Origin of the sequence: Pseudoalteromonas sp. P1-30 (assembly GCF_001400005.1) — a bacterium.
Lineage (GTDB): Bacteria > Pseudomonadota > Gammaproteobacteria > Enterobacterales > Alteromonadaceae > Pseudoalteromonas > Pseudoalteromonas atlantica.
The window spans coordinates 654,220-679,879 of sequence record NZ_LKBC01000001.1; the positions used below are offsets into that span (position 1 = coordinate 654,220).

Here is a 25,660-nt window from a genome sequence, read left to right on the forward strand (position 1 = left end):
TATGTATTTTTCATCTTTTGTAACCACGTTACAACACACAGGTAATGTGACTATGCGGTTACTACAGCAAAGCGATATGCCCATAATTTGCCAGTGGCTTACACTACCTTACGCCCATTTTTGGGGTATGAGTAAACACACCCCCAAGCAAATGTGCAGCGCCTACCAAGATATAATTAACAACCCGCACCATCATGCCTATGTTATTGAGCAAAATAATGAGCTGCTTGCCTTAGTTGAGCTTTACAGCCCAAAGCACGACAAACTACTCGCAGCTGCCTATGAGGTACTGCCAAACGATACCGGCATGCATATTTTACTTGCCCCAAATACACAGCCTAAACGCCATTTTAGTTTTGAAATAATGCAGTGCGTATTGCACAGTATTTTTACTCATAATGCCGATGCACGCGTAGTAGTAGAGCCCGATATTGCCAATAGTAAAATTCATACCTTAAATAAGCGTTTAGGCTTTGTGCATACTAAGCAAATAACCCTTGGTGATAAAAACGCCTACCTTGGGTTTTGTAATAAAGCTGCATTTGAAACGCACGTTAATTTACATCACAAAGCGCAAATGCCAATAAACACCGACTATGTAAAGTTTGACCACTGGCAGTGGGCTAACAGGCACTTACAAAGTAAAGCCATTAGCGAACTGGTACACGAGCGCTTATTGGTTGCAGAGCAAACCCCACAAGGTTTTAAAGTAAATATTGAAGGGGGTTATTTTATATTTAATGGCCGTGCTATGGCGCTTAACCACATAGATATAGACGAGCCAAGCTTATGCTTTTATAACCTTAATAATGAGCAAGCAGAGCTTGATGTACTGCACTTTTTTAGCGTGCAAGGCCCTGCGCTGGGTTTAACTGGCGAGCGTTTAGCCACCTACCTTGAAGAGCTTAACGCCACACTTGCCAGTGCCTGTTATAAACGCGAAAACAACACCCTTAGCGCAGCCGAACTTGCGCAATTAGGGCTGCAACAAATAGAGGCTGCAATGAGCGAAGGCCACCCTGCGTTTGTGGCTAATAATGGCCGAATTGGTTTTAGCAAAAGCGACTTTTTACGCTATGCGCCAGAGGTGGGTAAACCGTTTAAAGTATTGTGGTTAGCGGCGCACAAAACAGTATGTGATTTTGCTTATAGTGAATACTTTAGTGATTACCCAAGCCATATTAGTGGCGAGCTTGATTTAACCACCCGTAATGCGTTTAACAAAGCGCTAAAAACGCAAAACCTAAACCCCGACGACTACCTATTTATGCCTGCCCACCCGTGGCAATACCAACATAAATTAAGTGTGGTGTTTGCCAACGAGTTTGCCAATAACCGTTTAGTTTACTTAGGTGAAGGTGACGATTTATATCAAGCGCAGCAATCTATTCGCACCTTATATAACTGCTCGCACCCGCATAAGCCGTATTTAAAAGTGGCGCTGTCTATTTTAAATATGGGTTTTATGCGCGGGCTTTCGCGCGCTTATATGGCGGTAACCCCGGCTATAAATGATTGGGTATTTAATAAAGTAAACTACGACCCCACGCTTAGCGCGTGCAATTTTACAGCACTTAGAGAGTACGCCACCCTAGGGTATGCGCATCATACCTTTGAGCAAAGCGCGTTGGGCGATACACCGTATCGTAAAATGTTTGCCTGTTTATGGCGCGAAAACCCAAACCATAACTTACAAAATAATGAGCAGCTCACCACCATGGCCGCACTACTGCACCTAGATAACAACGGTAAAAGTATGGCAGGCGCATTAATAGATCAAAGTGGTTTAAGCACACATGCTTGGCTGCAACGCTATTTTAACGCCTATCTTATCCCGTTAGTGCATAGTTTTTATGCCCATAAATTAGTGTTTATGCCCCACGGCGAAAACCTTATTTTAAAGCTTAAAAATTCAGTGCCTGTTGGCGCTTACATGAAAGACATAGGCGAAGAAGTGGCGCTGCTTAATAGCACTGAGCCTTTACCTGAGGAAGTGTCGCGTATTCATATTGCTATGCCAAAAGAGCTTGAATTACTGAGCATATTTACCGATGTATTTGACTGCTTTTTTAGATACCTAGTGGCTATTTTAGTAAGAGAAGAGCGCATTACCGAGCACGACTTTTGGCACGGCGTTGCGCAAAGTGTTAAAGCGTATCAACAGGCTAACCCTGCCTTAAATGCGCGTTTTAAAGAGTATGACTTTTTTAGTGATGAATTTGCACACTCTTGCTTAAACCGCTTGCAGCTTGGCAATAATAAACAAATGGTTGATTTAACCGACCCAGCAGGCAGTTTACAGTTTGCCGGAAGTTTAAATAACCCGGTATCGGCAAAGCTGTATGGCTAAGCCTGTAACCCTTGCGCACTTTTTATTTTGCCCAAATGAGCCAGCTACTGCGGCTCACCCAAGCTTAGATTTAGTGCGCAAATTAGCGATTCATTGCAAGGCGCATTACCCACATGCGCCTACGCAATTTATTAGCCGCCATTTGTATTTGCAGCTTTGTTGGCAAACTATTTATGCCTATTGTTATTGGCATACTTCTAAACAAAATGCACATAACCCCATGCAATTACAGCTTAAAATTAATGGCGCTTATAGCCGAGGGTTTAACCTCAGCGGTGCGCCTATATTAAGTAAAGCCGAGCAAAACACTGCACTTATTGAGTTTTTTAGCTGTGTAGGTAAGTGGATAAATACCGATTATGCGCTGGGAAAAAAAGAGCAAGGGCGCTTATTAATCGACGCCCTTAACAGCGCATTTGAGCGCGCCCATAGCTTAAATTTAGCAAGCGCTGATCACACTACACATTGCCATCAGCAGCTACACAATTTAATCAGCAACCACTTTAATTTAAACACCCCATTTAAATTAACGGCCGGTCGCTTAACGTGCTGTCGTTATTATTTAGCTGGTTATAACAAATGCCAAACCTGCCCTAAAAAGGATATTAAAACCAATGAACACACGTCTTAAAACGATAGACCTTGCCCGAGGTGCGAGCGTTTTTATTATGATTTTGGTACACACCCTATGGATGTACTCGAGCACAACGCTTCAAAGTGAGAGCCTATTTGGGGCTGTTATCCATATACTTGGCAAAGGCACCGCCTCGTTTTTAGTGGCAATGGGGCTGTCTATGGCGCTTTCGCGCAGGCAAACCCCCATGTTATTAATTAAGCGTGGTATACAGCTTTTACTACTTGCCTATTTAATGAATGCGGCAAAATTTTGGCTACCCATTGAGGTATTTAATACCATGCCCGAGGCATTTATAAATGCCTATGGCTGGCAAAGCCCGCTCAGTGCTGGGCAGTTACAATTTATGGTGTTAACCGGTGATATTTTACAACTTGCTGGGGTGAGCTTAGTGCTGTTTGGCGCGCTTAATATTGCCCGCTGGAAAACCACATGGATTGCATGTTTAGCCGTGGCTATTGCACTTGTAAGCCAGTTTGTTAGGGGGCAGCAGTTTGCGCTTTCGCCTTACATTAGTGATTTGTTTTTTGCTAATAACTACCAAGTTTATTTTCCGGTATTTCCGTGGATAAGCGCTATATTAACGGGGTATGTGCTTGGGCGTGTATATATAAATAGCCAACATAATGCAGCGTATTTATTTAATGTGTGTGCAAAGTTAGGGGTCGCATTATTAGTGATTGGTTCCGTGTGGTTATTTATTGATTTTAAAGGCCAGTTTGGTAACTTTTTTCACTTAAATGGCGGCGGTATTATTTATTTAGTTGGTTTAAATTTATGTGCATTAGCCTTAATAGAATATGCCATTGCCAATAAATTTAATGGCCCTATTACCCGCGCTCTTTTATATGCGAGCAAACATGTAACGGCCCTTTACATTATTCAATGGGTGCTAATTTGCTGGCTTATGGGCGTGTTTGGTTATCATACACAGTCGTTTTGGCCAACGTTGTGCTTAATGGTACTTATGAGCTTATTAACCTTTGCAGTGCACAAAGTGTATTTGCAAGCTAAGCAAACCATACTCGCTATTAAGCAAAAGCCTAAGCGTACAGCATAAATTAAACTCTCTGGCTATTACTGGTAAAGTAATAGCCAGCTATAAAAAACGAACATAAAAAATGAGCAATATACACATGGGCTTAGAGTATATAAAATCTACTTATAACGTGGAGCATACAAAAGGAGTCTATTAAGTAGGTAATGAGTGCAGTCGTGCTTTGCATTTACCACGTTATTTATAAGCAAGATTGTGTATTAGTCAGTTATTTTGTTTTTTTGGAGTTTAGTTTGAAAGTAGAGCAGCCTGTATTAGGCAAAACTGGCACGTTAATTTTTTTAGTTATTATTAGTGCATTTCCCCCTTTAACTACCGATTTATATCTTCCTGCTTTACCTACTATGGTAGAGAAACTAAATACTAACCAAGCCATGGTTAACTTAACACTTAGCGTATACTTTGCAGCCTACGCCATAGGACTATTGTTTTGGGGCCCATTAAGTGAAAAATTTGGCCGTAAACCTATTTTGCTTATGGGCCTTGGAATATACGTAATAGGCAGTGTGCTTTGTGCGTTATCTAATTTTGTAGAAATGCTTATAGGCGCGCGTTTATTACAAGCCTTTGGCGGAAGTGCAGTAACGGTTGTAGCCACGGCAATAGTAAAAGATTTGTACGATGGCCGCGAGCGAGAAAAAATTATCGCCACTATTATGTCGCTGGTTATTATTGCCCCTATGGTGGCGCCTGTGCTGGGCGCATTGCTATTAAAAATTGCTAATTGGCATATGATGTTTGCTGCTTTAGCCGTGTTTGGCTCGGTGGCTATGTTATTTACCTTTTTTTACCGCGAAACCTTACATACACGCTACGCCGGCTCTGTTTTTCAGTCGTGGGGGCGATTAGCTGTAGTAGTTAAAAACCCGCCATTTTTATCGCTATTGGCTGTTTTTACTATTGTGCCTATGGCGTTAATGTCGTTTTTAGCGGCGGGCTCTTATGTATATATCAACGGGTTTGGTTTGTCTGAACAAACCTTTAGTTACGCCTTTGCAGCGAATGCTGTGTGCGCCTCGTTTGGGCCAACAATTTATATGCGGCTTTCTAAACGTGTATCGGTAAAAAAAATAATTACTGCGAGTTTTTTAACCCTAACAGCATGCGGTATAAGTACCATTTTTATAGGTGGTTTATCGCCTTGGGTATTTGGTGCATTAGCAGCAATAGCCACCCTAACCGTTATTATTACCCGCGTGCCCGGTACTAATTTAATGTTAGAGCAACAAACAACGGACACGGGCTCTGCTGTGGCCGTTATTCAGTTTTGTTCTATGATTGCAGGTGCAATAGGCATGGCGCTTGTATCGCTTAATGCAGAAACATTAATTAAAAACTTAGGTGTTATTCAGCTAAGTATTGGCCTTATAGCGCTTACTTTATGGTTGGTATTTAAAAATAAGGCGTATGTAAGCGCCTATATGTCTAAGGTTTAAACACGCTAAAACCCAAAAAGGCAGTACAGTAAATTAAAGCTGGCTGTACTGCCTTTTTAAAAACTATTTCCCCGCTTTTATTGCCTCAATTACCGTGTGCATGCGCTTTGCCATTGGCCTGTTACGATGATGACACACATAAATATTTTCGCTGATTGGATTAGCTAAATGGTGCGTTTTTATAAGCGCTGGTTTATTAAATGCGCCCACCGCATAGGCAGGTAAAACAGTAAAACCTAGCCCTAAACTTACCGGCTCGAGTATTAAACTTATTTGGTTAGAAAACCCCGTGCGCTTAATTTGATCAACATGTTCAAACTCGCTGTAGTTTTCGCTAAGTAATAGCTGCGCGTGGTGTTTTGCATCGGGGTGGCCAATAAAGCCAAGCTCACATAAAACCTCCCATGTTGGGTTTTTAATATGTGCGGGGGTTACTAATAATAAAGCTTCTTGACCAATTTTGTGGCTGGTAACTTCGCTAAGCGTGGGGGCTTGGGTTAAAAAGCCTATGTCGGCACTGTGGTTTGCTACCGCTTGCTCTACACTGGTATTAGGTGCAAAGCGATAATCAATATTAAGCTCGGTATGCTCAGCCTGTAATGCTAATAATTGGCTATAAAATTGTAGCCCACAACTACCAGGCGATTGTATTTTTACTAGGCCACTGTAAGGCGAGTCATCTTTTAATTGTTGTTCTAAAAATTGCCATTCTTTTAATAACAAGCTGCCTTGCTGATACAAATTTTGCCCATGCACGGTAAGGGTAAATTGTTTGCCGTGGCGCTCTAGTAGCGCGCAGTTTACTTGCTGCTCTAGCTTTTTAATATGCTGGCTTACGCCAGATTGGGTCATAAATAAGCGTTCGGCGGTTTGGGTAAAATGATTTACCTCAACCAACGTACAAAACGTGTTTAACCATGTCGGGTTTATCATTACAAAACGTACTCAAAATGATGATTAATGATAATTTTACTTAATAAACACGGGTTCGTAAACTAACTCCATCAACTAATCACAGTTAAAGAGGAAGCATTATGAGTCATACATATCCACGTAGTTTTTCGCACATTGGTATTTCAGTACCTGATGTTGAAAAAGCCGTAGAGTTTTACACTAAGGTGATGGGCTGGTACACCATAATGGAGCCTACCGTGATCACTGAAGATAACAGCCCCATTGGCGAAATGTGCACCGATGTATTTGGTCCAAATTGGGAAAAATTTAAAATAGCGCACCTTTCAACAGGCGACCGTATTGGTGTAGAAATTTTTGAATTTAAAGACCAAGAAAACCCTAAAGACAACTTTGAATACTGGAAAACCGGTATCTTCCATTTTTGTGTACAAGACCCAGATGTTGAAGGCTTAGCGGAGCGTATTGTTGCTGCAGGTGGTAAAAAACGTATGCCAGAGCCACGTTACTACTACCCTGGCGAAAAGCCGTACCGCATGATCTACATGGAAGACCCGTTTGGTAACATCCTTGAGATTTACAGCCACAGCTACGAACTTATTTACAGCGCAGGCGCTTACTAAACGTAGCTAATTTAAAAAAGTTTAGCTAAAAACAAAGGCCGCAGTATTTATTTACTGCGGCCTTTTTGTGTTAAATAGACTTGTAGATTATTAATTTGGCTAATATTGGGTGTATAAAAATCAATATCTTCATTTGATTGATTATAGGTACATACACTGATAGCTTACTAATTGCACAAAGTTGTTCTAAAGGAAAAACATGAATCTGTCACTGGAAGACATCACCGCCGATAACTATGAAGCCATATGCGATTTAGAGGTTACTAAAACGCAAGAAGAATACGTAGCGTGTAATATGTGGTCGTTAGTTGAGGCGCACTATAATAGCGGGTATACCTGTAAAGCGATTTACCTAAATGCTCTGCCAGTTGGCTTTTTTATGTGGGTACAAGAAACCCCTAAAAAGGTTTCTATTTGGCGCTTTATGGTAGATCAAACTTATACCAACTCCAATAAATAGCTGCTCTATTTTACTTGCTAAAACAACCCATTTCTTTGTTTTAAATTTCGTAAAGGGAACAACCATTTACATCAATTTACGCCTAGAACTGAATTGTTTTTTCGGCGTAAAATTTAGAACACATACTTAATGGAGTTGGTATTATCAAAATAAAGGCATTGGGCGCAAAGCACTGGCTATGGCAATTGAAGAGATTAAAGCAACTCCTAAGCTTGAACAAATCGAGATTTGTTATAACCCGCAAAACCCAATAGCTAAAGATTTTTATTCAAGTTTTGGGTTTGAGGAAGTTGGCCTCGATGAGGACGAAGACGATATGTTAGCGGTAATTAAAATTAGCCGTTAACTCATTTATAAGTAAGCGCTAATTTTAAAGAATGATAATAGTTTTAAGGAAATACTGTGATCATAAGGCCATTTGCAAAGAACGATTTTTTAGCCGTTCAAAATATTTATCAGCAAGGCATTGATACCGGCAACGCGACCTTTCAAACTGAAGCTAAAAATTGGGAACAATGGAATAGTTCTATGTTCAACTGTTGTCGTCTTGTTGCAGTTGAGGATGAAAAGGTGCTTGGCTGGGCTGGGTTATCTGCTGTTTCAAGCCGTGAGGTATACTCGGGCGTTGCCGAGGTAAGTGTATATGTTGCAAACCAAGCCCAAGGTAAAGGCTTGGGGCACGCATTGCTTTGTGCACTCATTAATGAATCAGAAAGCAACGGTATATGGATGCTACAAGCCAGTATATTCCCTGAAAACATAAGCAGCATTACACTACATACTCGTAATGGTTTTAGGCAAGTTGGAAACCGAGAAAAATTAGGCCAACTGCATGGCGTATGGCGCAATGTAACTTTAATGGAAAGGCGCAGCGCCGTCGTAGGCCTCTAAACCTTCAAATAGCATAATAAATACAATGTGCGTTCATTATTATGCTTTTAAATCGCATTTATTATTCAAATTATTTAAGAAAAACTCACAACCTCAGAATGTATATTGCTCACCTTCCCTACTCTTTTCTCAAAAACCATAAATTAATTATTTTAAATTTCAGCTCCTAGCTGCGTTGTTTTTTTACTTTATAACCTATTGCTTTAATTTAAAAAATAAAAACAAAGTCGCTTCAAATTAATTTATGAGTGCGGCTTTTTGAGTGTTAATTTTACTTATTTGTGGAATGAGTGTTCTATAAGTTGTTGGCACTCGCGATTCTTGAGTGTAAATTTCGGATCAATCGATCCATAAGTGTTCTGGGTAATGTGTTTTAAGTTGATATTTTTAAGAGTTTGTTCCTCTTATTTTAAATAGCATCTTTTTAAAACACGTTTATAGCTCTGATATTTATTATGCGTAGTTTGCATATATAAATAACCTGTTAGGCGAAATATAGGTGTGTCACTGTGGGTCGATTTTTACTTTTAACTAGGAGCCAAAAATGACTAACCAAGTAATTAAATTAAATGATGAAAACTTCGAATCGCTAAACAAAAAAGACGCCAAATTAGTTGTAAGACTATGGGCTGAGTGGTGTGCTCCATGCCAAATGATGTCGCCTATTTACGAGCAAGTAGCCGATAACCTCGCTGATGAAAATATTATTATGGGTGAGCTTAATATTGATGATTTTCCATCAGTTGCAGCCAAATTAGCGGTAAGAAGTATTCCTACTGTTGTTGTATTTAAAAACGGTAAAGAAATAAATCGCTCTGTAGGTATGATGCCTGCGCCAGAGCTACAAGCGCTAATTTTAAAAGATTAGTACGCCAAAGAGGTGATAAATGAGCACACATCGAAAGTTGATAATTTTGGGTTCAGGGCCTGCTGGTTACACTGCCGCTATTTATGCAGCTAGAGCAAACCTTGAACCATTACTAATTACTGGCCTTGAAGTGGGTGGGCAACTCACAACAACGACTGATGTTGAAAATTGGCCAGGATACCCAACGGGTATTCAGGGGCCACAACTGATGAGGCAGTTTAAAGATCATGCCGAAAATTTTGATACCGAAATAGTGCATGACTACATCACACATGTTGACCTGCAGCAAAGGCCATTTGTGCTTAAAGGGCAGCAAACTTACACAGCTGATGCGTTAATTATTTCTACGGGCGCATCGGCAAAGTACCTTGGCCTACCAAGCGAAACTGAGTTTAAAGGCAAAGGTGTGTCGGCGTGTGCAACCTGCGATGGCTTTTTTTATAAAAACCAAAGCGTAGCTGTGGTTGGCGGTGGTAATACCGCTGTAGAAGAGGCTTTATATTTAGCTAATATTGCCTCGCACGTTACGCTTATTCACCGTCGTGACTCACTCAGTGCCGAAAAGGTTTTACAACAGCGCCTATTTGATAAAGTAGCGCAAGGTAAAGTAACTATTAAGTGGAATAACCAAGTAGATGAAATAGTGGGTGACGCTAATGGCGTTACAGGAATTACTATTAAATCAACGTTACTTGAGCAAGATAGAGAAACACTGAGCGTTAATGGGGTGTTTATTGCCATTGGGCATCAGCCTAATACACATATTTTTAAAGATCAGCTTGATATGCGCGATGGCTACATTAATGTGTATTCTGGGTTTAAAAATGGTGAAACATTAACGAATATTCCCGGCGTATTTGCCGCAGGTGATGTAAGCGATAACCATTATAGGCAGGCAATTACATCTGCAGGTACTGGGTGTAAAGCAGCATTAGATGTAGAGCAATACTTTACTCGCTTAGGTGCTTAGCACAGCAACTGTATTTAAAACTTATGATATGATCAGCACAATGCCCGACAATACTTAGTATTTCGGGCTTGAGTGTTTTAACTAACAATACACTTATTTAAAATTTACTTACTTGAGGTAATTTATATGGCCCGAACCGGACGCCCACGCCAGTTTAATCGTGAAGATGCAATAAAAAGTGCAATGGATTTATTTTGGCAAAAAGGCTACGAATCCACTTCTTTAGCTGAGCTACGCAAAGTGTTAGGCAATATTTCATCTGCGAGTTTTTACGCAGCATTTGGCTCAAAGCAAGCTCTATACAGTGAATGTTTAGCACTTTATACCAGCACCTGTGGAGAGACCTTTTCGGAGCTAGAAAACGAGTCGGTTCCTGCAAAAGCAGCGATTAAAAACATGGTGTTTAAAACCATTCATATGCAAACCTCAACTAAGCAACCATCGGGTTGCATGATTGTTTTATCTGGCTTAAATTGCGGCGACGAAAATAAAGAAGTTGAGCAAATGGCACTGTCGGTTCGCAACGACATTCGTAAAGCGCTTGTAAAATGCATAGAGCGCGGAACTGCTCAGCAAGAGTGGCAACAAGAAATGCCCGTAGAGCAATTTATGCTAATTTTAGATACCTTTATTAATGGCCTTTCTATTCAATCAAGAGACGGCATTGCACGGGAAAAGCTTTTAGAAGCCTGTGAGTTATTTTTAGATAGGTGGTAATAAGTAGATTGCTTTAAGCGCGTAGAAAAAACAGATTTAACGTAACTAAATTAAATTTATATATAAAAAACAAGGCGCACTTTTAATAAAAAGTGCGCCTTGTTGGTTTTAGCTACGGTATTTAATATTAAACCGTTTTAGCGGGTAACTTAGTGGCTGTTACTGCTAAATAAGTAAGTCCAATAATACCTATTAGTGCACAGGCCGATAAAATAAATGGGTCAACTAACAGGTTATCTTTAAATTCAAAGGTGCCTGCTGATATTTTTTTCCAGCCCATAAAGTGCTGATTAGCAGCCACTGTAGCGCCAAAAAAACCAATTACTAAAGCGAAATATTTGCCTATCCAGTGTGTAACCGCAGGCGTTATTAATAATAAGCCTAACAGGCCTATTACTGAGCGCTGCACTCTACAATAGGGGCACGCATACACAATGCCTAATAAATCTGTGCTCCACGCAGCTATTGAAATAACAATAGCTAATAAGCCCACTATTTTTATATGCGTAGAATAGGTGCTTAAATTTAAAATGTTCATAGTCTGCTTTCCTACTTAAAATTATGCTAAAACCAGTGCGGTTAAAAACATGCCTAAGCCAAATATGGTGTGCCCTACAAAGCTTTTTATGCGCGTAACGGTGGGGTTAGGTGTTTTTGCACCGGCCATACCCGCCCCCATGCCTGGCATCATAATAAAAAAGGGGGCAACTATGCCAAACCATGAAACAAGTAATGTAGGTAGTATGGTTGGCAAATCAAGCCACTGCGTGTTTACACACACCATTAATATTAACCCGTACGCTATGCCAATTAGGTAATGTACAACCCAACCAATGGCAAGCTCACCCGGTATTTTTTCGGCCTTAGGTAGTGCAGGCTGATAAAATTGCCCCGACTTCATATGACCTACCCAGCGTCCGACTAATCGCCAATTTGTGGCGGGTAAATCAAAAAACTTAGCGAGTAACCCCGCGTAAATATCTAACACTAGTGTGCCCCCTATACCTATTAATATAAAAGTATAGATAGAGTCGCTAAACATAGGCTGTATCTCCTGGTAATACGTTAAATGTTACACGTTTTGCTCATGGCTAATATAGCAAAGCGCATAGACTTGGGTATGTAATGTGATAATATTACCAAAACACCATTATGAACACTAATGGTAAAAACTGGTTTTGGAATGAATATAAATCATAATGCTTGAACGTAATCATCTACACATTATTAAAGAGGTTAATCGCCTTAAAAGCGTGACCGCTGCGGCCGAAAGTTTAAACTTAAGCCAATCGGCTGTGAGCCATACTATTGCTAAATTAGAGCGCCGATTTGGCGTAAAACTGTGGCATCGTAAAGGCAATACGCTGGTATATTCTCAGGCGGGGCTTTATTTACTTTCGCTTGCAGGCAAAATGGTCACCGAGTTTGAGCACGCCGAGCGCGTATTGCAAGAATTTGCCCAAGGCCGGCGAGGAATCATGCGCATAGGCATGGAGTGCCACCCGTGTGAGCAATGGTTAATGGGTAAAATTCAGCAATTTTTAAAAGCATGGCCCGAGGTAGACGTAGAAATAAAAAGTGCTTTTAGATTTGATGGCATAGCAGCGCTCAAAGCCAACGAAATAGATGTGCTAATAACCCCCGACCCCATCAATACAGAGGGCTTAAACTTTAGGTCGGTGTTTAACTACAATTTATGTATTGTCGTGAGCGAGCAAAATCCGTTATACAACAAAGCGTTTGTTACAGCACAAGATCTCGAAAACCAAATACTTTACACCGTGCCCGTAGGCTACAACCGCTTAGATGTATACACCCGATTTTTAGACCCCGCTAACGTGCAACCCAAACGCAGAGTACCCATAGAGAGTACTGAAATGATGCTGCAATTAGTGTCTGCCAATCGGGGTGTAGCAGTATTACCAGAGTGGCTAGTTTCATCGCACGAAAGCCGTTTAGGCATAAAAGGCATCCGCATAGGTAATAAAGGGCTGCAAAAAAGCGTGAATGTAGGCGTACGTGATGACGACTTACAGCTTGATTATGTAAAAGGGTTTATAGAATCAACACGCTCAAATGTGTAAATGGCTTTACCGTTAAATGTAAGGCGGTGAAGAGAATTAATAATTTGGGGGATTAACTTGAGCTGTTAGGTATATGCCAGTGTAGGTCGGATAAGCGAAGCGCCATCCGACACAGTAAAATACTTTGCCAATTATTACAGTATTTAATGTTGTTGAGTAGCTAGAGAGTGCCATTTTCAGAGGATCAGGAGCATGTTGTAGGCCGCCAAGGTTTGATCCTTTAGACCTATATGATTAACCCTTAACTCCTATTAAAAAGGATAATGCGTAAAAATATCGTCTATCATGGCACTAACCTTATTTTTGTCTTTATTAATTTTAGCAAAAGTACGTAAACCTGTTATTTGAATTTGTACATGGGTAGCAAGATCTTCAGCATTTTTATTTTTATCCACCTCACCTAATGTCTGTGCTTCTTCAATTAATTTGACCAATGCTGAGGATATATTAACTAGATGTGCTTTCGTTACATCAATTAAATCTTGATTCTCATCTGTTAATTCTGAAATAGTTTTTGACAGCATACAAATGCCATTTGGAGCACTATTTTGTGACTCTACTATTATTAACTTCATAAAGGCTTTTAGTGCATGAAGTGGCGAATCATGTTCGTCTTTACATTGCTGTAATAGTGACAGGCTCATATCAGCATAGTTAGCTAAGGCTTCCTTAAATAAACCATCTTTATTACCAAATGCTGAGTATATGCTACCGGGGCGAAGGTCTACCGCGTCTTGCAAGTTTCGCATTGATGTTGCATGAAAGCCTTTCTTCCAATAAAGATTGGTTGCCTTATCTATCACTTCTTGGCGATCAAATGTTGTGGTCTTTGCCATAACTTCACCTAAAAACATTAAATGAACAGTCGTTCAATTATAGTTATATTTTATCTTTAGGTAAAGTTAAACTCAGCAGAGGTGACTTCTAATAAAGCAAAAATATTTCAAGACAAATATCCATTTAAATACAATAGATTATATTTACATATTTAAAATAATTGAACGATCGCTCAAATATAGCTTGAACGATCGTTCAGGTGGGTATATAGTTCACTCCATCAACTAAGGGGCTTCAAGATTTATTCCCTTTTTATATAGGGACAACCCCTAAACAACCTATGTCATTGGAGATTAAAAATGAGCAAATTTACATTACACACAGTAGAAACAGCACCAGAAAAAAGCAAAGCAATTTTAGAGGGCGCTAAAAAGCAAATGGGTGTTGTTCCTGGCTTATATGCAGCAATGGCTGAATCACCAGAAATATTAAAAGCTTATACACAGCTACATCAGTTATTTACAGCAACATCATTCAACGCAGAAGAATTAACTGTAGTGTGGCAAACAATTAACGTTGAGCATGAGTGTCATTATTGTGTGCCAGCTCATACTGGTATTGCACACTCAATGAAAGTTGATGCCGCTTTAACTGAGGCGTTACGTAACCAAGAAGCGATGCCAACAGAGAAACTACAAGCGCTTCAAGATTTCACGCTAGCTATCGTACGCCAACGCGGCAACGTAACACCTGAACAAGTCGATGCTTTCTTTGCCGCAGGTTACGCGCAGCAACAAGTATTAGAAATCATTCTTGGGTTATCACAAAAAGTGATCAGCAACTATGTAAACCACATTGCTGAAACACCAGTAGATTCAATGTTTAATAAATTTGAATGGACTAAAAAGTAACGAGTTATAACTGCACAGTTATAGTAAATACTGTATTACAGCCTAATCAATTTTCCGTTGCGATAAAACTTTAGCAATCGCAACGGATACTAAACCAAAGGAATATCAAATGAGTTTTATCATTAAAGACAAAGTAGCTTTCGTTACCGGCGCAAATCGTGGCATAGGTAAAGCCATTGTTGAGTCACTTCTGCAACACGGTGCCAAAAAAGTATATCTTGGTGTGCGCAATCCTGAGTCAACTAAAGCATTAGAAAAGCAATACGGTGAAAAAGTAGCAACTATCCAGACGGATATTTCAAGCACCGACTCAGTTAACAAAGCGGCAGCTGAGGCTACTGATGTCGATCTTGTAGTTAACAACGCAGGTATAATGCTGTCGACTACACCTTTAGCAGAGAATATTTTTGAGTCTTTAGCTAGGGAAATAGACGTTAATGTTTATGGTTTAGTGCGTATCGCTAACGCCTTTGCAAAAGCGCTTGAACGTAATAAAGGTGCGTTAGTCCAACTGAATTCTGTGGTATCGATGAAAAACTTTCTTCAGGAAACCACTTACTCGGCATCTAAAGCTGCATCCTACTCAATCACACAAGGATTGAAAGACGCATTTGCCGAAAAAGGCGTTCAGGTACTTAGTGTTCACCCAGGCCCAATTGAAACAGATATGGGAAAAAGAGCTGGCTTTGATAACTTAGCAAGTGCTGAGTCTGTCTCTGAAGGCATTATAGACTCTCTTGAAAAAGGCGACTTTTTACTCTTCCCAGACGATATGGCTAAGATGATTGAAGGTGCTTACCAAAGCTACGCAGACAATATTATCTTGAAAGATTTTTCATAGTAAATCTTGAGCTAATAGCTAAGGGTTATACGGCTATCTACTCTCAAGCACTGTTATTTTTTTTTGTCGTTATAGCAGAGAAAGATAGAAGAAAATGGACCATGGCAAGCTTTGGTATTATTTCTGTATTAGGACTTAGCTATTTACTTTCTATTCAGTAAGCTGAATTTTAATGACACCTTGGAGCAAGCATGAAAAAAATTCCGCGTAAGTATCAATATCCACTTACTGTTTCTATGGTGTCATCTTCAATGTTGCTAGGAACGTCTGGGGTGATGGCCTATAAAACCCTGCCTGATGAGGCTTCGTTTATCAGTGCATGGATTAACTCTATTGAGCAAATTATCCCTTTTGCAATAATGCTATTATTAGTTGTCGCACCAACGATTAAACTCCTTGTGACGAAAATATTGTTAGAGCCAGAAGCAAAATGAGAAGTTGTACTGACTTTAAGCGCTTATTTTTATCAACGTCATCAATACTATAATAGCCAATAGCGGTCTATTAGACTTATCTTTTTAATGTATTTAGCACTTAATCTGTTCTAGCAAAACTAACTCACTATGGATTTAAATAAGTCTGATGGTTTATCCATTTTTTGAATTATTTTTTCTCTAAATGCGACCACCCTACTAGCAATCAACTGACGATCACTCCATACAATATAAGCTTTGCCTTTCGGGCACTCTACATCGGGCAATACCCTCTGTAGCACTGCGTCTTTTTCAAATTCTAACACTTCTTTCGGTATCAAGCCTATCCCTATGCCCGCTTTAACTGCATTAATCATTAAACGGAGGCTATTTATTGAATACTTAGCCATTACAGGTAGCTTTGTAGTTACACCTTGGTACTTAAATTCCCAAAAAGGTATAGTATTTCCTGCAAGTAAATTATGTTCAAGTAATGACTCTATATTATTGGGAATACCTTGAGCTTTAAGGTATTTGGGTGATGCAGCTAAGACTAGCTCAGTTTGAAATAAGGGTTTTTGAATTAATGTAGGTATATTGCTCGGTGTAGTAACAATCGCGAGATCAATACGTTCATCAATATAGTTTTCAGTGTCAGAAGAGAAACTAATGTGGATTTTAACACCGGGATGTTCTGTCATAAATTCGATTGCTAGATTCTGAAGAAAATAATCAGCGAAAGGCTCTGGACACGATACATAAATCTCACCCGTTAATGTTGCCTGTGTATTAGAAAGGTTGAGCCATTGTTCATCAACTTGTTTGAAAATAGGAGCAAAGCGTCGGTAATATTCTTCACCTGCATTAGTGAGTTGGAATTTTTTGGCATGTCGATGAATGAGTTTCTCACCTACTTTTTCTTCTAACTGACTCACAGCCCTAGAAAGCGTCGGGGCAGAGGCTGTAGCTAAAAGACTAGCCGGGGCGTAACCACCACACTCTACTGACAGGCAAAACCAATATAAATTGCCGAGCTCTTTTGCATCCATAATATCTAATCATTCAAATATGAATTTATAAATTTCAATAATAGCTATTTTTGAAATAAGGGCAAGGCTTTAAAATATGCCCTCTAAATTATTCAAGGTGTGACCAATATGAAAAAATTCCCTCAAAAATTTAAATATCCGCTAATAGCCTCAATGGTTTTACCTTCAATGCTTTTGGGCATGACGGCTATTATGGCCAGGAAAATGGTGTCTGACGATGTCTCATTTATGAGTGCATGGTCATACTCTATAGGAGAAGTTATTCCTTCTGCACTATTGCTTTTAGCTGTAGTTGCACCAACAGTTCGGCTTTTTGTTAGCAAAGTATTATTAGAATCTGAAGAGAAATAATTCACCATAAAATATAGGAAAAATGAAATGGGGAAACAATTATTACTAGAAGTATCACTAATATCGAGTGTATTCGTTATTGTCGGGTTAATGTGGCTGGCGTTACGCCATTCAGCGATGAACCCTTCGGCCATCATGCAAAAGCTATTAACCGGCTTGTTAGCTATTTTTTTAATTATGGCTGGCACAGTAAAGTTCTTTGAGCCGTTCAATACTATGTTTACTAAACAAATAGCTTTGAGTGGACTGCCATTACCCGAGATAGCTAGGTGGGCTGGTCAATTAGGTGAAATTTCAGCAGGTTTAGGGTTTTTGATTGTGCTTACTTTATCCAAGGTTCTAACAAAAAATATAATAAGAAAAGTATTTTATTGCTCATCACTATTAGCGCTATCTATTATGTTTGTCGCAGTGTATGTTCACATGATTCCAGAGGTAACTGCTGAGTTTTTACCATTACAATCAAAGCCTCCAATTCTAACATTAATTGTTATGTTGCTAATTGGGCTGAATGTGTGGATATTTAGGAAGTTTAAAAACGAATAAGTTAATCTGTTTAAATCACTATAATGATGGCTGTTTCTTGAACGCTCATAACCGCCCATCAGCTGCCGTTATGAGCTATCCATTAAAGCACTAAGCTCAAACCTCAGCCTCTACACATCACGCGTTAACATTTTTTAAATACAGCTCAACGCCTATGTTTGCTGCATCAACCGCACCAGCTACATAGCCTGGAAATTGCACTGACCATTCACTGCCAATACCGACTAAATTTTGATACCACGGGCCATTTTGCGCGGTTATGTAAGGTGCTGGTGCATGTGTATTCGCAGCATGTGTATCTAAATGTGTTGCTGTGAGTGGGTCTTGTGCCCAGTCTTTAATAATATCGGCTTTGGGAGTGGCGGCTTGTGCGCCAAAAAGCCTGACTAATTGCGCTCTGCAGTGTGTGATAAAATCTTCATTACTAATGCGTTTTCGATCATCAGCGGGTATGCCAATAAAGCCAAATAATGCGGCTTGGCCTTGTGGATTTGATGCATCGTGTATTTCTGCCATTGGCCCAACACTGCTGCGGGCGCTGCCCGAGAGCGTTTGCTTACGCCAAAATGGCGTATCGTACACTGCAATATACTTAGCGTGGGGTGCCGTCCAGGTTGCGGTATTTTGCCACTGCGTTACTAAATCGCTTGGCAATGCGGGGGTAAATGTTATTTGGCTTGCGGCTAAGCGTGGTGGTAGCGCAAGCATTACGTGCTCAACGTTTACTTTATTATCGGTTGTGTTTGAGGTGCTAAAGTTAACTTCAATATTACCGTGTTGGTGGGTAATTGTTTTTACCAAAGCACCAGTTACTATTTGTTTGTTGCTAAGCTTTGCATGTAAGGCATTAATAAGGGTGCACATGCCACCTTTTAACCGCATAGACGTAGGCGCATGCGTATAACCGGGCATTGCTGTGGGCGGTTGTGTATGTGAGCGCTCTACTAACGTATTGCCTTGCTCGTACTGGGCAAATGTTTCTAGGTTTAGGGTTTTAATAATGGCATTTAATTGCGGCTGAAACTCTGGCCAAAACCATGTTGGGCCAAGATCAAAGCTATTTGTTGTCGCTTGCGACAGGCTTGTAAAGTCCATAATACGGCCACCTAATTGGTCTCTGGCTTCAAGCAATATGTAATCGGTAATGCCGCATTGCTCTAACTGGTAAGCTGCATACACGCCGCTTAGCCCACCGCCTATAATCGCAATTTTTGTACGCATTATTTAGCCTCCACAGCCTATGTTTTTAAAATTACCTACTTTTAGGTAAATTGTAGCGCTGTTATTTCCCGCAGATATTAACGCTTTACTCGTGCTTGGCAGCCTTAGCCAGCTTCCTTTTGAATATTCTACCTCGTTGTGTATTACGCTGCCGCCCAGTACAAATAGCTCTAAGGCATTATGTGCTTTTAGGTTATCAAATAGGGGCTGTTGCGGGGTTAACTTTACCAGTTTAGTTACTTCGTTATCATCTTGATAAAGCGGGCATATTAGGCGGTTATTTTGGGTTATCCACGTAGCCGGATCGTGTGTATTTATGCGCACTGGGGCGGTTTCTGTTACCCACATTTGCCACAGTTTTACAAAAATGGTTGCGCCACTTTTACTTTTAGGTGCATGTGAAGACCCTGGCGGGTTTCGTAAATAAAAGCCTTGTGGGTAGTCGCCCGACTCATCTGAAAAAGTGCCCGAAAGTACCAATATTTCTTCACCACCTGGGTGAGCATGGCTTGGAAAAGTAGACTCAGGCGCGTAGCGTACTACGCTAGTTGCTCTGGCTTTTTCAGCGCCTATTCTGTCGAGCATTACCCGCTCAACACCCGCCTGAGGCGATGTTTGCCAACTATATTGACTTGGCAGCATAGAAGCGTTTTTTGAAAAATCTGAATTGACTCGCATTTATCCAACCTAAATTAAACAAGAGCAATAACATACATTATTGCTCTATAAATTTGCGCCCATCGAGGGCTTTAAAATTACGTATTAATTACGACCAGCCATTACACCGCCGTCAACATCCCATACAGCACCCGTTACCCAAGCGGCTTTGTCGCTGAGTAAAAACGCAATGGTATTGGCGACATCTTCGCTGGTACCTACACGGCCAATTGGGTGGAAACTGTTAAAGCCTTGTAGGGCATCGTTTACTTGTGCTTTAGGAATAAAACCTTCGTAAATTGGCGTTTGTACAACCGCTGGCGATACTGCATTGACGCGAATGTTGTGCGCGGCTAATTCCATTGCTAAATGTTGAGTTAGCGCATGTAAGCCCGCTTTAGCCATTGAATACGCTGACGATGGTGTAGCTGCAATAGCTTGCTTACCCCACATAGAACCCACATTTACAATGGCGCCTGCGCGTTTTGCTGCCACTAAATTAGCGGCTACTTTTTGTGTAATAAAAAATAGTGCGCGGTTAATTTGCATGTACTGATCGTAATCAGCCGCTTCGTGCTCTAAAAATGGTTTAGGGAAAAACACACCGGCCGCATTTACCAGTAAATCCACGTCTGCGTGGTCTTGTGAAAGTGTGTTAATTAAGTTTTGCACGCCTTCGTCGCTGGTTAAATCAGCGGTTAACACCTCAACAGTTCCTAAAGCTGATAACTGCTCTTTTGCTGCTTGGGCTTTTTCTTTACGGTGGCCAACAATAACAGCGTGGCCGCCTTGCTCTAAAATTAATCGAGCCGTGTCAAAACCCATTCCGCTAGTACCACCAATAACGAGTAATTTTTTACCTAAAAATTGCTTAGTCATGTTTATTGCTCCAAGCGCCACTAAGCGCTGTATTTGTTATATAAATAAAAAGTATTGGGTTGCCTAATAGCAAGTAACTTGCTGGTTGGCTTGGGCGGTATTTTTTACTTATTTACTTGCTTTAACAAACGAGATAATCTGAATCATCAGTAAAGAAAAAGTTTATCGTATGAAATCACCTATACACCTCAATGCATTAAAAGCGTTTGAAGCAAGCGCAAGGCACCAAAGTTTTTCAGCGGCAGCTGAAGAGCTAAATGTAACGCCTGCAGCCGTTGGGCAGCTGGTAAAAACATTAGAAGAGTGGCTCGACACGCCGCTGTTTCATAGAATGAGCTCAGGTAAAACACGGCTAGTAACCACCGAAACCGCGCAAAGTGCCCTGCCACTAATACGCGAAGGCTTTGATAAACTTGCCCAAGGGCTAGACATTTTAAAAGACAACGCCATAAGTGGCGCGTTAACAGTGGCAGTAAGCCCCGCATTTGCCGCCAAGTGGTTATTGCCTAGGTTGCATTTTTTTCAAGAAATATGTTCGCAAACCAGTGTGAATTTAAATACTAATTTAAAGCCTGTTGATTTTACTGAGCAGCGCATAGATATAGGCATACGCTTTGGTACAGGCACTTGGCAAGGCTTGAGCGCAGAAAAACTAATGGATGAAGAGGTATACCCGGTATGCTCACCTAAGTTTTTAGAAGACTCAAACCGCTTAAACACCATAGATAAATTATTGAACGAAACCCTAATACACGATCAATCAATGGATGACCATACGGGTTTTCCGTCTTGGTCGGCGTGGTTAAAAAAAGCCGGAGTAACAGGCCCTTTAACCACTAAAAGCATTCAAATAAATAACTCAGCGGCTGTATTGCAATCAGCTATTGACGGCCACGGCGTGGCGTTAGCACGCAGTGTTATGGCTAAAGATGATCTAGCCGCAGGGCGATTGGTCAGGTTATTCCCTGATATTTATTTTGAATCGCCTTTGGCGTATTACGTTATTTACCGCCCCGAATGTGCTGAACTGCCAAGAATACACGCATTTAAAGAATGGCTGTTTAAAGAGGTAGGAAACCCGCGGGCTAAAAGAGATTAAAGCTCAGGAGTACTTTGATAAAATACAGCAATAAAGAAAATATTTACCATGGTAAAAGATAATCTCTGTGGTTAAGTACGTTCATTCCCCGTAAGCTTTCGCTCCAAGTTAGCCACTTTAATGACTAAAGTGGCGTTTAATTAGGAGTAAACATTATGTCACAAGTAAGAGTAACGCCATGGCAAAATGGCGAGCAAGCCCCAGGCGAACTACTAGCCGAAATGCAAGGTCGTCGTCCAAACGGTGAACTAATAGGCATAGATAGAGTACTACTAAAAAGCTTTCCTTTAGCTAAAGGCTGGAATGAGCTGTTAGGGCGCGTTAGAGCAAACTTTGGCTTATCGCTTGAGTATCGCGAACTTATTATGCTGCGTGTAGCGGTATTAAACAAAGCCGATTTTGAATGGAATGTGCACTACCCTGCATACATACAGGCTGGCGGTAGCGATGAAAAAGCAACGGCTCTTAAAAGTGTGGTAGTAAATGCTGAGTTATTCTCTGAGCAGGAGCTGGCTTTGCTTGAGCTTACTGATCAATCAACCACTAAAGTAAATGTTGATGGCGACGTTATTGAACGTTTAAAAGCACTATTTGGCGAAACGCAAACAGTAGAAGCGGTAGCAACGGTTGCTGCTTACAACATGGTATCGCGCTTTTTAGTGGCGTTAGACATTTAAATACCTCAACCATAAATTGCTTTTAAGCGCCTTCAATACTTTTAGGAAAGTGAAATCATGGAAAAATTAAGCGCTATAGACTCAGATAGGCTTGAGCAAAGCGACCCTCAAGTTCAAACAGCTAACTTATGGCGTTTAATGTTAGCCCAGGCACTTTCTGGGGCTAATAGCGTTGTGCTATATGCAACAGGTGCGGTAGTGGGCAACTTGCTTGCTCCTACTGCACTTTTAGCCACTTTACCTGTTTCTATTTTTGTTTTAGGAATGGCGTTGTGTGTTTTTCCCGCCGGTGAATTAGCATGAAAATATGGCCGGCGTGCAGCCTTTATGGCAGGCACTGGCGCGGGTGTTTTAACCGGACTATTAGCGACTATTGCGTTGTATATAGACAGCTTTTGGCTGTACTGTTTATCTGCGCTATTGGGCGGCGCTTATGCGGCAGTGGCTTTGTCATTTCGGTTTGCTGCAACCGATGGCGTGCCCGAAAATAAACGCCCGCAAGCGCTTTCTATGGTAATGGCCGGTGGCGTAGCTGCAGGTGTTATTGGCTCGCAGTTAGTTACGCATACCATGCACCTGTGGTCAGACAAAATGTTTGCTGCCACATTTATTGCGCAAGCCATTGTCGCGGCTCTCGCTGGTGTTATTTTGTTTGGCGTTAAATTGGCTAAGCCTTTAGCAAATCAAGCATATTCAGGAAGACCATTGAGAACAATTGCTTTGCAACCACGATTTATAAGCGCGGTTATTTGTGGTGCAGCATCGTATATGGTGATGAACTTTTTAATGACATCGGCACCTTTGGCAATGCATATGCACGGGCATAGCCAAGAGTCAGCAAACTTAGGAATGCAGTGGCATGTTATTGCTATGTATGCACCTAGCTTTTTTACCGGTAAGCTCATTGCACGTTTTGGGGCTGCTCGTATTTCTGTTTTTGGTATTATTTTAACTGCAATTTCAGCAGCTATAGGCTTTTTAGGTGAAGGTGTATATCACTTTTACGCGCTATTAATTTTGTTAGGCATAGGTTGGAACTTTGGCTTTTTAGGGGCATCCGCATTAGTGCTAGAAACGCACAAGGCAGAAGAAAAAAACCGTGCTCAATCGTTTAGTGACTTTATAGTGTTTGGCTTAATGGCGGTAGGCTCTTTTTCATCAGGTGGGTTATTAAGAGCCTACGGTTGGCACACCGTTTTATGGGCGTCGTTTGTGCCTTTATTACTGGCCGTTATTGTTTTGATATTAACCAAAAAATACCAAGCCAATTTTAGCGAGCAAGCTTAAACACACTAACCGCCCTACAAGCCGCTTTTATTAGCAAGCTAAAGTTTATTAAGCTGCTGGCAAAATTGCCTTACTTTTAATTCTTGTAGCGAGGTTGTTTTATATGAAATATAACACGGCCTAAAATATTCCCTTGCTTGATAAAACCAAGCTGTTTTGTACTGGTGCTACTGACATGATCGCCGCTTAAAAAAATTATAATGACACCCACTATAAATTTTGAGTTGGCAGTTCAAAAAATTAACATGACACCCACTTCAAATATGTAATTAGTAGTTAAATTAAGCGCTTTTAATGAGGATTTATTAGCTGTAATTATAAAAAGTGCAGGAATATGGATAAATTTAAAATTTATTGGGTTGGCATATTTATGATTTATTAATTTTAGGCATGCTTAAACCTGCATCTAGGCAGTTTTAAAACTATTAAGGAGGTTTTAGGCTAGTAGCTTTTCGCAATTACTAAAATTAACTCGTCGCTTTTTATTTAAATGCTCGCAGTAACTTACATGTGATTGCGGCTTACCTACAGCGCCATGAAATACGCGTGTAAAATCAGTAGTGAGTTTTAACCAATTCTCTGGCGATATGTTTACTCTTTCTAATAAAGGGAGCTGTGTGTTTTCAATAAAACCTGGTTTGTTATCGCGAATAATGCGCCCTGTGAGCTCAACTAATTCGAGGTAATATTTAAGCTCGAACGGTAAACCTTTTGGCATAAATTTACGGGGCTTACCTGCAAATTTTAAAAGTTGTTTGGGTTGCTTTGCATTTTTAGCGCCCTGAATACGCTTTTGCACGCTGGTGAAGTTTGAGCACTCGGGGGTTTTAGCTACTTTTGCTCTTATTGGGTTTAAATCAACGTAAGCCATGCAAGCTGCAAGGGCTGCTTCATCGAGAAGAGCTTGTGATTTAAATCGCCCTTCCCAAAATCGGCCAGTGCATTTATCTTCTTTATTTGCTTTACGAGCAATGTGTTCGTTTAAAACGCGCATAAACCAGCTAATGCTAGATAACCTTTCTCTGTATTGAATAATAGTTTGGCTTAAAAAGTATCGCTCTGTATTGCTAAGCGCCTCACCTTGTAAAAATTTTTGTGTAAGGGGTGTGCCTTTACAAAGCTTATGCCAACGCAGCACTATGGCTTTGTCATTTAATCTATTTGCTTTTTTATCATCAACATAAAGCACAATATGGGTGTGATTGCTCATAACTGCGTAAGCACATATATCAATACAAAATATTTTAGCGAGGCTAAATAGCTTTTGTTCTACCCAGCCCCTTCGATGTTCGTAGGATTTACCCGTTAATGAATCCTCGCCGCATAGATAGGCATGGCGTACACAGCGCGAAATACAGTGATAATATTTTGTATCTGCCAAACTGATTTGGCGTTTTCTTGCAATAGCCATGTAGCACCTAGCTTTTGATGAACCAATTAAAAAAGTAGATGCTTATTGCGTAAAGTGCAAAAATAAAGGTGGGTGTCATTGTAAAAGTAAAATTTCACTCGGGATTTTTTTCATATCTAGTTAAGCTTTAGCTTAGTTAAACATAATCATTAGCCTTAATTTAGGAGTTTACGTGTTAGAAGCGTTATTTGTATATGGCACCTTGTGCCCAGGGCATCCGAACGAGCATATTCTTGCCAATATTGGCGGTACGTTTGAGCAAGGCAGTGTGGCTGGCAATTTAATTAACGAGGGCTGGGGCGCCAAAATGGGCTTTCCTGCACTGGTATTAGACGAAACAGGCCAAGAGATAAATGGCTATGTGTTTAGCTCAACTAATTTAAAAGATCATTGGCATGTGCTCGATGAATTTGAAGGCGATGCGTACTCACGCATTTTAACGCAAATAAAATTGTTAAACGGCGAATACGTTCAGGCAAATGTATATGCTCTTAACGTTAAGTAATTTATATAGCAGCGCTTTTTAAGCTAAAGCGCTG

Annotated in this window: 28 protein-coding genes and 3 pseudogenes; 22 read left to right on the top strand and 9 right to left on the bottom strand. The window is 40.5% G+C overall.

Features of this window, described 5'->3' with window-relative positions:
• Position 1 precedes the first annotated feature (1 nt).
• From AN395_RS02850 to AN395_RS02865, 4 genes are all read left to right on the top strand, one after another.
• Positions 2-2,350 carry a GNAT family N-acetyltransferase gene (locus tag AN395_RS02850; RefSeq protein WP_054982003.1) on the top strand — a complete coding sequence of 783 codons (2,349 nt, stop codon included), beginning with the start codon at positions 2-4 and terminating at the stop codon, positions 2,348-2,350.
• Positions 2,343-2,981, top strand: a complete 639-nt coding sequence (locus AN395_RS02855; protein WP_054982004.1) for a hypothetical protein — start codon at positions 2,343-2,345, stop codon at positions 2,979-2,981. Before AN395_RS02850 ends, AN395_RS02855 begins: the two co-directional genes overlap by 8 nt.
• A complete protein-coding gene (locus AN395_RS02860) occupies positions 2,965-4,044 on the top strand; it encodes a heparan-alpha-glucosaminide N-acetyltransferase domain-containing protein (RefSeq protein WP_054982005.1) in 1,080 nt (359 codons plus the stop codon). Before AN395_RS02855 ends, AN395_RS02860 begins: the two co-directional genes overlap by 17 nt.
• Positions 4,045-4,274: 230 nt before the next feature.
• Positions 4,275-5,477: a multidrug effflux MFS transporter gene (locus AN395_RS02865; protein ID WP_054982121.1), complete on the top strand. Its 1,203-nt coding sequence runs from the start codon at positions 4,275-4,277 to the stop codon at positions 5,475-5,477.
• A gap of 63 nt (positions 5,478-5,540) precedes the next feature.
• On the opposite strand, the gene AN395_RS02870 is transcribed toward AN395_RS02865, so the two are convergent.
• The gene (locus tag AN395_RS02870) at positions 5,541-6,410 is read right to left on the bottom strand and encodes a LysR family transcriptional regulator (protein ID WP_054982006.1); all 870 of its coding nucleotides are present in this window, start codon (positions 6,408-6,410) and stop codon (positions 5,541-5,543) included.
• 101 nt (positions 6,411-6,511) lie between these two features.
• On the opposite strand from AN395_RS02870, the gene AN395_RS02875 reads away from it, so the two are divergent.
• From AN395_RS02875 to AN395_RS02905, 7 genes and pseudogenes are all read left to right on the top strand, one after another.
• Positions 6,512-7,012, top strand: a complete 501-nt coding sequence (locus AN395_RS02875; protein ID WP_054982007.1) for a lactoylglutathione lyase family protein — start codon at positions 6,512-6,514, stop codon at positions 7,010-7,012.
• A gap of 199 nt (positions 7,013-7,211) precedes the next feature.
• Positions 7,212-7,454, top strand: a pseudogene (locus tag AN395_RS02880) (GNAT family N-acetyltransferase); the annotation flags it as partial.
• 160 nt (positions 7,455-7,614) lie between these two features.
• Positions 7,615-7,818: pseudogene (locus AN395_RS02885) on the top strand (GNAT family N-acetyltransferase); the annotation flags it as partial.
• Positions 7,819-7,874: 56 nt separating this feature from the next.
• Positions 7,875-8,363, top strand: a complete 489-nt coding sequence (locus AN395_RS02890) for a GNAT family N-acetyltransferase (protein WP_054982008.1) — start codon at positions 7,875-7,877, stop codon at positions 8,361-8,363.
• 544 nt (positions 8,364-8,907) lie between these two features.
• The gene (locus tag AN395_RS02895) at positions 8,908-9,231 is read left to right on the top strand and encodes a co-chaperone YbbN (RefSeq protein ID WP_054982009.1); all 324 of its coding nucleotides are present in this window, start codon (positions 8,908-8,910) and stop codon (positions 9,229-9,231) included.
• 19 nt (positions 9,232-9,250) lie between these two features.
• Positions 9,251-10,201: a thioredoxin-disulfide reductase gene (trxB, locus tag AN395_RS02900; protein ID WP_054982010.1), complete on the top strand. Its 951-nt coding sequence runs from the start codon at positions 9,251-9,253 to the stop codon at positions 10,199-10,201.
• 126 nt (positions 10,202-10,327) lie between these two features.
• The gene (locus tag AN395_RS02905) at positions 10,328-10,918 is read left to right on the top strand and encodes a TetR/AcrR family transcriptional regulator (RefSeq protein WP_054982011.1); all 591 of its coding nucleotides are present in this window, start codon (positions 10,328-10,330) and stop codon (positions 10,916-10,918) included.
• A gap of 127 nt (positions 10,919-11,045) precedes the next feature.
• Here the strand turns inward: AN395_RS02905 and AN395_RS02910 are convergent, their stop codons facing one another.
• Positions 11,046-11,456 (bottom strand): hypothetical protein, encoded by a 411-nt coding sequence (locus tag AN395_RS02910; RefSeq protein ID WP_054982012.1) that lies wholly within the window; start codon positions 11,454-11,456, stop codon positions 11,046-11,048.
• Between the two features lie 21 nt (positions 11,457-11,477).
• Positions 11,478-11,960, bottom strand: a complete 483-nt coding sequence (locus AN395_RS02915; protein ID WP_054982013.1) for a DUF2938 domain-containing protein — start codon at positions 11,958-11,960, stop codon at positions 11,478-11,480.
• 157 nt (positions 11,961-12,117) lie between these two features.
• Here AN395_RS02915 and AN395_RS02920 point away from each other — a divergent pair, with 157 nt between their 5' ends.
• Positions 12,118-13,002: a LysR family transcriptional regulator gene (locus AN395_RS02920; RefSeq protein WP_054982014.1), complete on the top strand. Its 885-nt coding sequence runs from the start codon at positions 12,118-12,120 to the stop codon at positions 13,000-13,002.
• A gap of 251 nt (positions 13,003-13,253) precedes the next feature.
• Here the strand turns inward: AN395_RS02920 and AN395_RS02925 are convergent, their stop codons facing one another.
• Positions 13,254-13,838, bottom strand: a complete 585-nt coding sequence (locus AN395_RS02925; RefSeq protein ID WP_054982015.1) for a TetR/AcrR family transcriptional regulator — start codon at positions 13,836-13,838, stop codon at positions 13,254-13,256.
• Positions 13,839-14,138: 300 nt separating this feature from the next.
• On the opposite strand from AN395_RS02925, the gene AN395_RS02930 reads away from it, so the two are divergent.
• The 3 genes from AN395_RS02930 to AN395_RS02940 all read left to right on the top strand — a co-directional run bounded on the left by AN395_RS02930 (position 14,139) and on the right by AN395_RS02940 (position 15,965).
• Positions 14,139-14,690: a carboxymuconolactone decarboxylase family protein gene (locus AN395_RS02930; RefSeq protein WP_054982016.1), complete on the top strand. Its 552-nt coding sequence runs from the start codon at positions 14,139-14,141 to the stop codon at positions 14,688-14,690.
• Positions 14,691-14,799: 109 nt separating this feature from the next.
• The gene (locus tag AN395_RS02935; protein ID WP_054982017.1) at positions 14,800-15,531 is read left to right on the top strand and encodes an SDR family oxidoreductase; all 732 of its coding nucleotides are present in this window, start codon (positions 14,800-14,802) and stop codon (positions 15,529-15,531) included.
• Positions 15,532-15,722: 191 nt separating this feature from the next.
• The gene (locus AN395_RS02940; RefSeq protein ID WP_054982018.1) at positions 15,723-15,965 is read left to right on the top strand and encodes a hypothetical protein; all 243 of its coding nucleotides are present in this window, start codon (positions 15,723-15,725) and stop codon (positions 15,963-15,965) included.
• Between the two features lie 119 nt (positions 15,966-16,084).
• On the opposite strand, the gene AN395_RS02945 is transcribed toward AN395_RS02940, so the two are convergent.
• Entirely contained in the window at positions 16,085-16,993 is a 909-nt protein-coding gene (locus tag AN395_RS02945; protein WP_054982019.1) for a LysR family transcriptional regulator, read from the bottom strand.
• 108 nt (positions 16,994-17,101) lie between these two features.
• Here AN395_RS02945 and AN395_RS02950 point away from each other — a divergent pair, with 108 nt between their 5' ends.
• Both AN395_RS02950 and AN395_RS02955 read left to right on the top strand, forming a co-directional pair.
• Positions 17,102-17,344 (top strand): hypothetical protein, encoded by a 243-nt coding sequence (locus AN395_RS02950; RefSeq protein WP_054982020.1) that lies wholly within the window; start codon positions 17,102-17,104, stop codon positions 17,342-17,344.
• 27 nt (positions 17,345-17,371) lie between these two features.
• Positions 17,372-17,890, top strand: a complete 519-nt coding sequence (locus tag AN395_RS02955) for a hypothetical protein (protein WP_054982021.1) — start codon at positions 17,372-17,374, stop codon at positions 17,888-17,890.
• 117 nt (positions 17,891-18,007) lie between these two features.
• On the opposite strand, the gene AN395_RS02960 is transcribed toward AN395_RS02955, so the two are convergent.
• From AN395_RS02960 to AN395_RS02970, 3 genes are all read right to left on the bottom strand, one after another.
• Positions 18,008-19,111, bottom strand: a complete 1,104-nt coding sequence (locus AN395_RS02960) for an FAD-dependent oxidoreductase (protein ID WP_054982022.1) — start codon at positions 19,109-19,111, stop codon at positions 18,008-18,010.
• A gap of 3 nt (positions 19,112-19,114) precedes the next feature.
• Entirely contained in the window at positions 19,115-19,789 is a 675-nt protein-coding gene (locus AN395_RS02965; RefSeq protein ID WP_054982023.1) for a cupin domain-containing protein, read from the bottom strand.
• Positions 19,790-19,873: 84 nt separating this feature from the next.
• Entirely contained in the window at positions 19,874-20,647 is a 774-nt protein-coding gene (locus AN395_RS02970) for an SDR family NAD(P)-dependent oxidoreductase (protein WP_054982024.1), read from the bottom strand.
• Between the two features lie 169 nt (positions 20,648-20,816).
• On the opposite strand from AN395_RS02970, the gene gcvA reads away from it, so the two are divergent.
• The 4 genes and pseudogenes from gcvA to AN395_RS02985 all read left to right on the top strand — a co-directional run.
• On the top strand, positions 20,817-21,746 hold the full coding sequence (gene gcvA, locus AN395_RS02975; protein WP_054982025.1) for a transcriptional regulator GcvA: 930 nt from the start codon (positions 20,817-20,819) through the stop codon (positions 21,744-21,746).
• A 155-nt stretch (positions 21,747-21,901) separates the two neighbouring features.
• Entirely contained in the window at positions 21,902-22,423 is a 522-nt protein-coding gene (locus AN395_RS02980) for a carboxymuconolactone decarboxylase family protein (RefSeq protein WP_054982026.1), read from the top strand.
• Positions 22,424-22,480: 57 nt separating this feature from the next.
• Entirely contained in the window at positions 22,481-22,726 is a 246-nt protein-coding gene (locus tag AN395_RS19585) for a hypothetical protein (protein ID WP_235576541.1), read from the top strand.
• Between the two features lie 12 nt (positions 22,727-22,738).
• A pseudogene (locus AN395_RS02985) lies at positions 22,739-23,710 on the top strand (MFS transporter); the annotation flags it as partial.
• Between the two features lie 436 nt (positions 23,711-24,146).
• Here the strand turns inward: AN395_RS02985 and AN395_RS02990 are convergent.
• Complete coding sequence (locus AN395_RS02990; protein WP_054982027.1) at positions 24,147-25,121, bottom strand: transposase; 975 nt, start codon at positions 25,119-25,121, stop codon at positions 24,147-24,149.
• A 172-nt stretch (positions 25,122-25,293) separates the two neighbouring features.
• On the opposite strand from AN395_RS02990, the gene AN395_RS02995 reads away from it, so the two are divergent.
• Positions 25,294-25,626, top strand: coding sequence for a gamma-glutamylcyclotransferase (locus AN395_RS02995; RefSeq protein WP_054982028.1), 333 nt, complete (start codon positions 25,294-25,296; stop codon positions 25,624-25,626).
• The last annotated feature ends 34 nt before the right edge of the window (positions 25,627-25,660 follow it).

What these genes read in the sequence shown, in the direction of transcription:
- AN395_RS02850 (WP_054982003.1), top strand. Translation starts at nt 2, where the DNA reads ATGTATTTTTCATCTTTTGTAACCACGTTACAACACACAGGTAATGTG.
- AN395_RS02855 (WP_054982004.1), top strand. Translation starts at nt 2,343, where the DNA reads ATGGCTAAGCCTGTAACCCTTGCGCACTTTTTATTTTGCCCAAATGAG.
- AN395_RS02860 (WP_054982005.1), top strand. Translation starts at nt 2,965, where the DNA reads ATGAACACACGTCTTAAAACGATAGACCTTGCCCGAGGTGCGAGCGTT.
- AN395_RS02870 (WP_054982006.1), bottom strand. Translation starts at nt 6,410, where the DNA reads ATGATAAACCCGACATGGTTAAACACGTTTTGTACGTTGGTTGAGGTA.
- AN395_RS02875 (WP_054982007.1), top strand. Translation starts at nt 6,512, where the DNA reads ATGAGTCATACATATCCACGTAGTTTTTCGCACATTGGTATTTCAGTA.
- AN395_RS02895 (WP_054982009.1), top strand. Translation starts at nt 8,908, where the DNA reads ATGACTAACCAAGTAATTAAATTAAATGATGAAAACTTCGAATCGCTA.
- trxB (WP_054982010.1), top strand. Translation starts at nt 9,251, where the DNA reads ATGAGCACACATCGAAAGTTGATAATTTTGGGTTCAGGGCCTGCTGGT.
- AN395_RS02905 (WP_054982011.1), top strand. Translation starts at nt 10,328, where the DNA reads ATGGCCCGAACCGGACGCCCACGCCAGTTTAATCGTGAAGATGCAATA.
- AN395_RS02910 (WP_054982012.1), bottom strand. Translation starts at nt 11,456, where the DNA reads ATGAACATTTTAAATTTAAGCACCTATTCTACGCATATAAAAATAGTG.
- AN395_RS02915 (WP_054982013.1), bottom strand. Translation starts at nt 11,960, where the DNA reads ATGTTTAGCGACTCTATCTATACTTTTATATTAATAGGTATAGGGGGC.
- AN395_RS02920 (WP_054982014.1), top strand. Translation starts at nt 12,118, where the DNA reads ATGCTTGAACGTAATCATCTACACATTATTAAAGAGGTTAATCGCCTT.
- AN395_RS02925 (WP_054982015.1), bottom strand. Translation starts at nt 13,838, where the DNA reads ATGGCAAAGACCACAACATTTGATCGCCAAGAAGTGATAGATAAGGCA.
- AN395_RS02930 (WP_054982016.1), top strand. Translation starts at nt 14,139, where the DNA reads ATGAGCAAATTTACATTACACACAGTAGAAACAGCACCAGAAAAAAGC.
- AN395_RS02935 (WP_054982017.1), top strand. Translation starts at nt 14,800, where the DNA reads ATGAGTTTTATCATTAAAGACAAAGTAGCTTTCGTTACCGGCGCAAAT.
- AN395_RS02940 (WP_054982018.1), top strand. Translation starts at nt 15,723, where the DNA reads ATGAAAAAAATTCCGCGTAAGTATCAATATCCACTTACTGTTTCTATG.
- AN395_RS02945 (WP_054982019.1), bottom strand. Translation starts at nt 16,993, where the DNA reads ATGGATGCAAAAGAGCTCGGCAATTTATATTGGTTTTGCCTGTCAGTA.
- AN395_RS02950 (WP_054982020.1), top strand. Translation starts at nt 17,102, where the DNA reads ATGAAAAAATTCCCTCAAAAATTTAAATATCCGCTAATAGCCTCAATG.
- AN395_RS02955 (WP_054982021.1), top strand. Translation starts at nt 17,372, where the DNA reads ATGGGGAAACAATTATTACTAGAAGTATCACTAATATCGAGTGTATTC.
- AN395_RS02960 (WP_054982022.1), bottom strand. Translation starts at nt 19,111, where the DNA reads ATGCGTACAAAAATTGCGATTATAGGCGGTGGGCTAAGCGGCGTGTAT.
- AN395_RS02965 (WP_054982023.1), bottom strand. Translation starts at nt 19,789, where the DNA reads ATGCGAGTCAATTCAGATTTTTCAAAAAACGCTTCTATGCTGCCAAGT.
- AN395_RS02970 (WP_054982024.1), bottom strand. Translation starts at nt 20,647, where the DNA reads ATGACTAAGCAATTTTTAGGTAAAAAATTACTCGTTATTGGTGGTACT.
- gcvA (WP_054982025.1), top strand. Translation starts at nt 20,817, where the DNA reads ATGAAATCACCTATACACCTCAATGCATTAAAAGCGTTTGAAGCAAGC.
- AN395_RS02980 (WP_054982026.1), top strand. Translation starts at nt 21,902, where the DNA reads ATGTCACAAGTAAGAGTAACGCCATGGCAAAATGGCGAGCAAGCCCCA.
- AN395_RS19585 (WP_235576541.1), top strand. Translation starts at nt 22,481, where the DNA reads ATGGAAAAATTAAGCGCTATAGACTCAGATAGGCTTGAGCAAAGCGAC.
- AN395_RS02990 (WP_054982027.1), bottom strand. Translation starts at nt 25,121, where the DNA reads ATGGCTATTGCAAGAAAACGCCAAATCAGTTTGGCAGATACAAAATAT.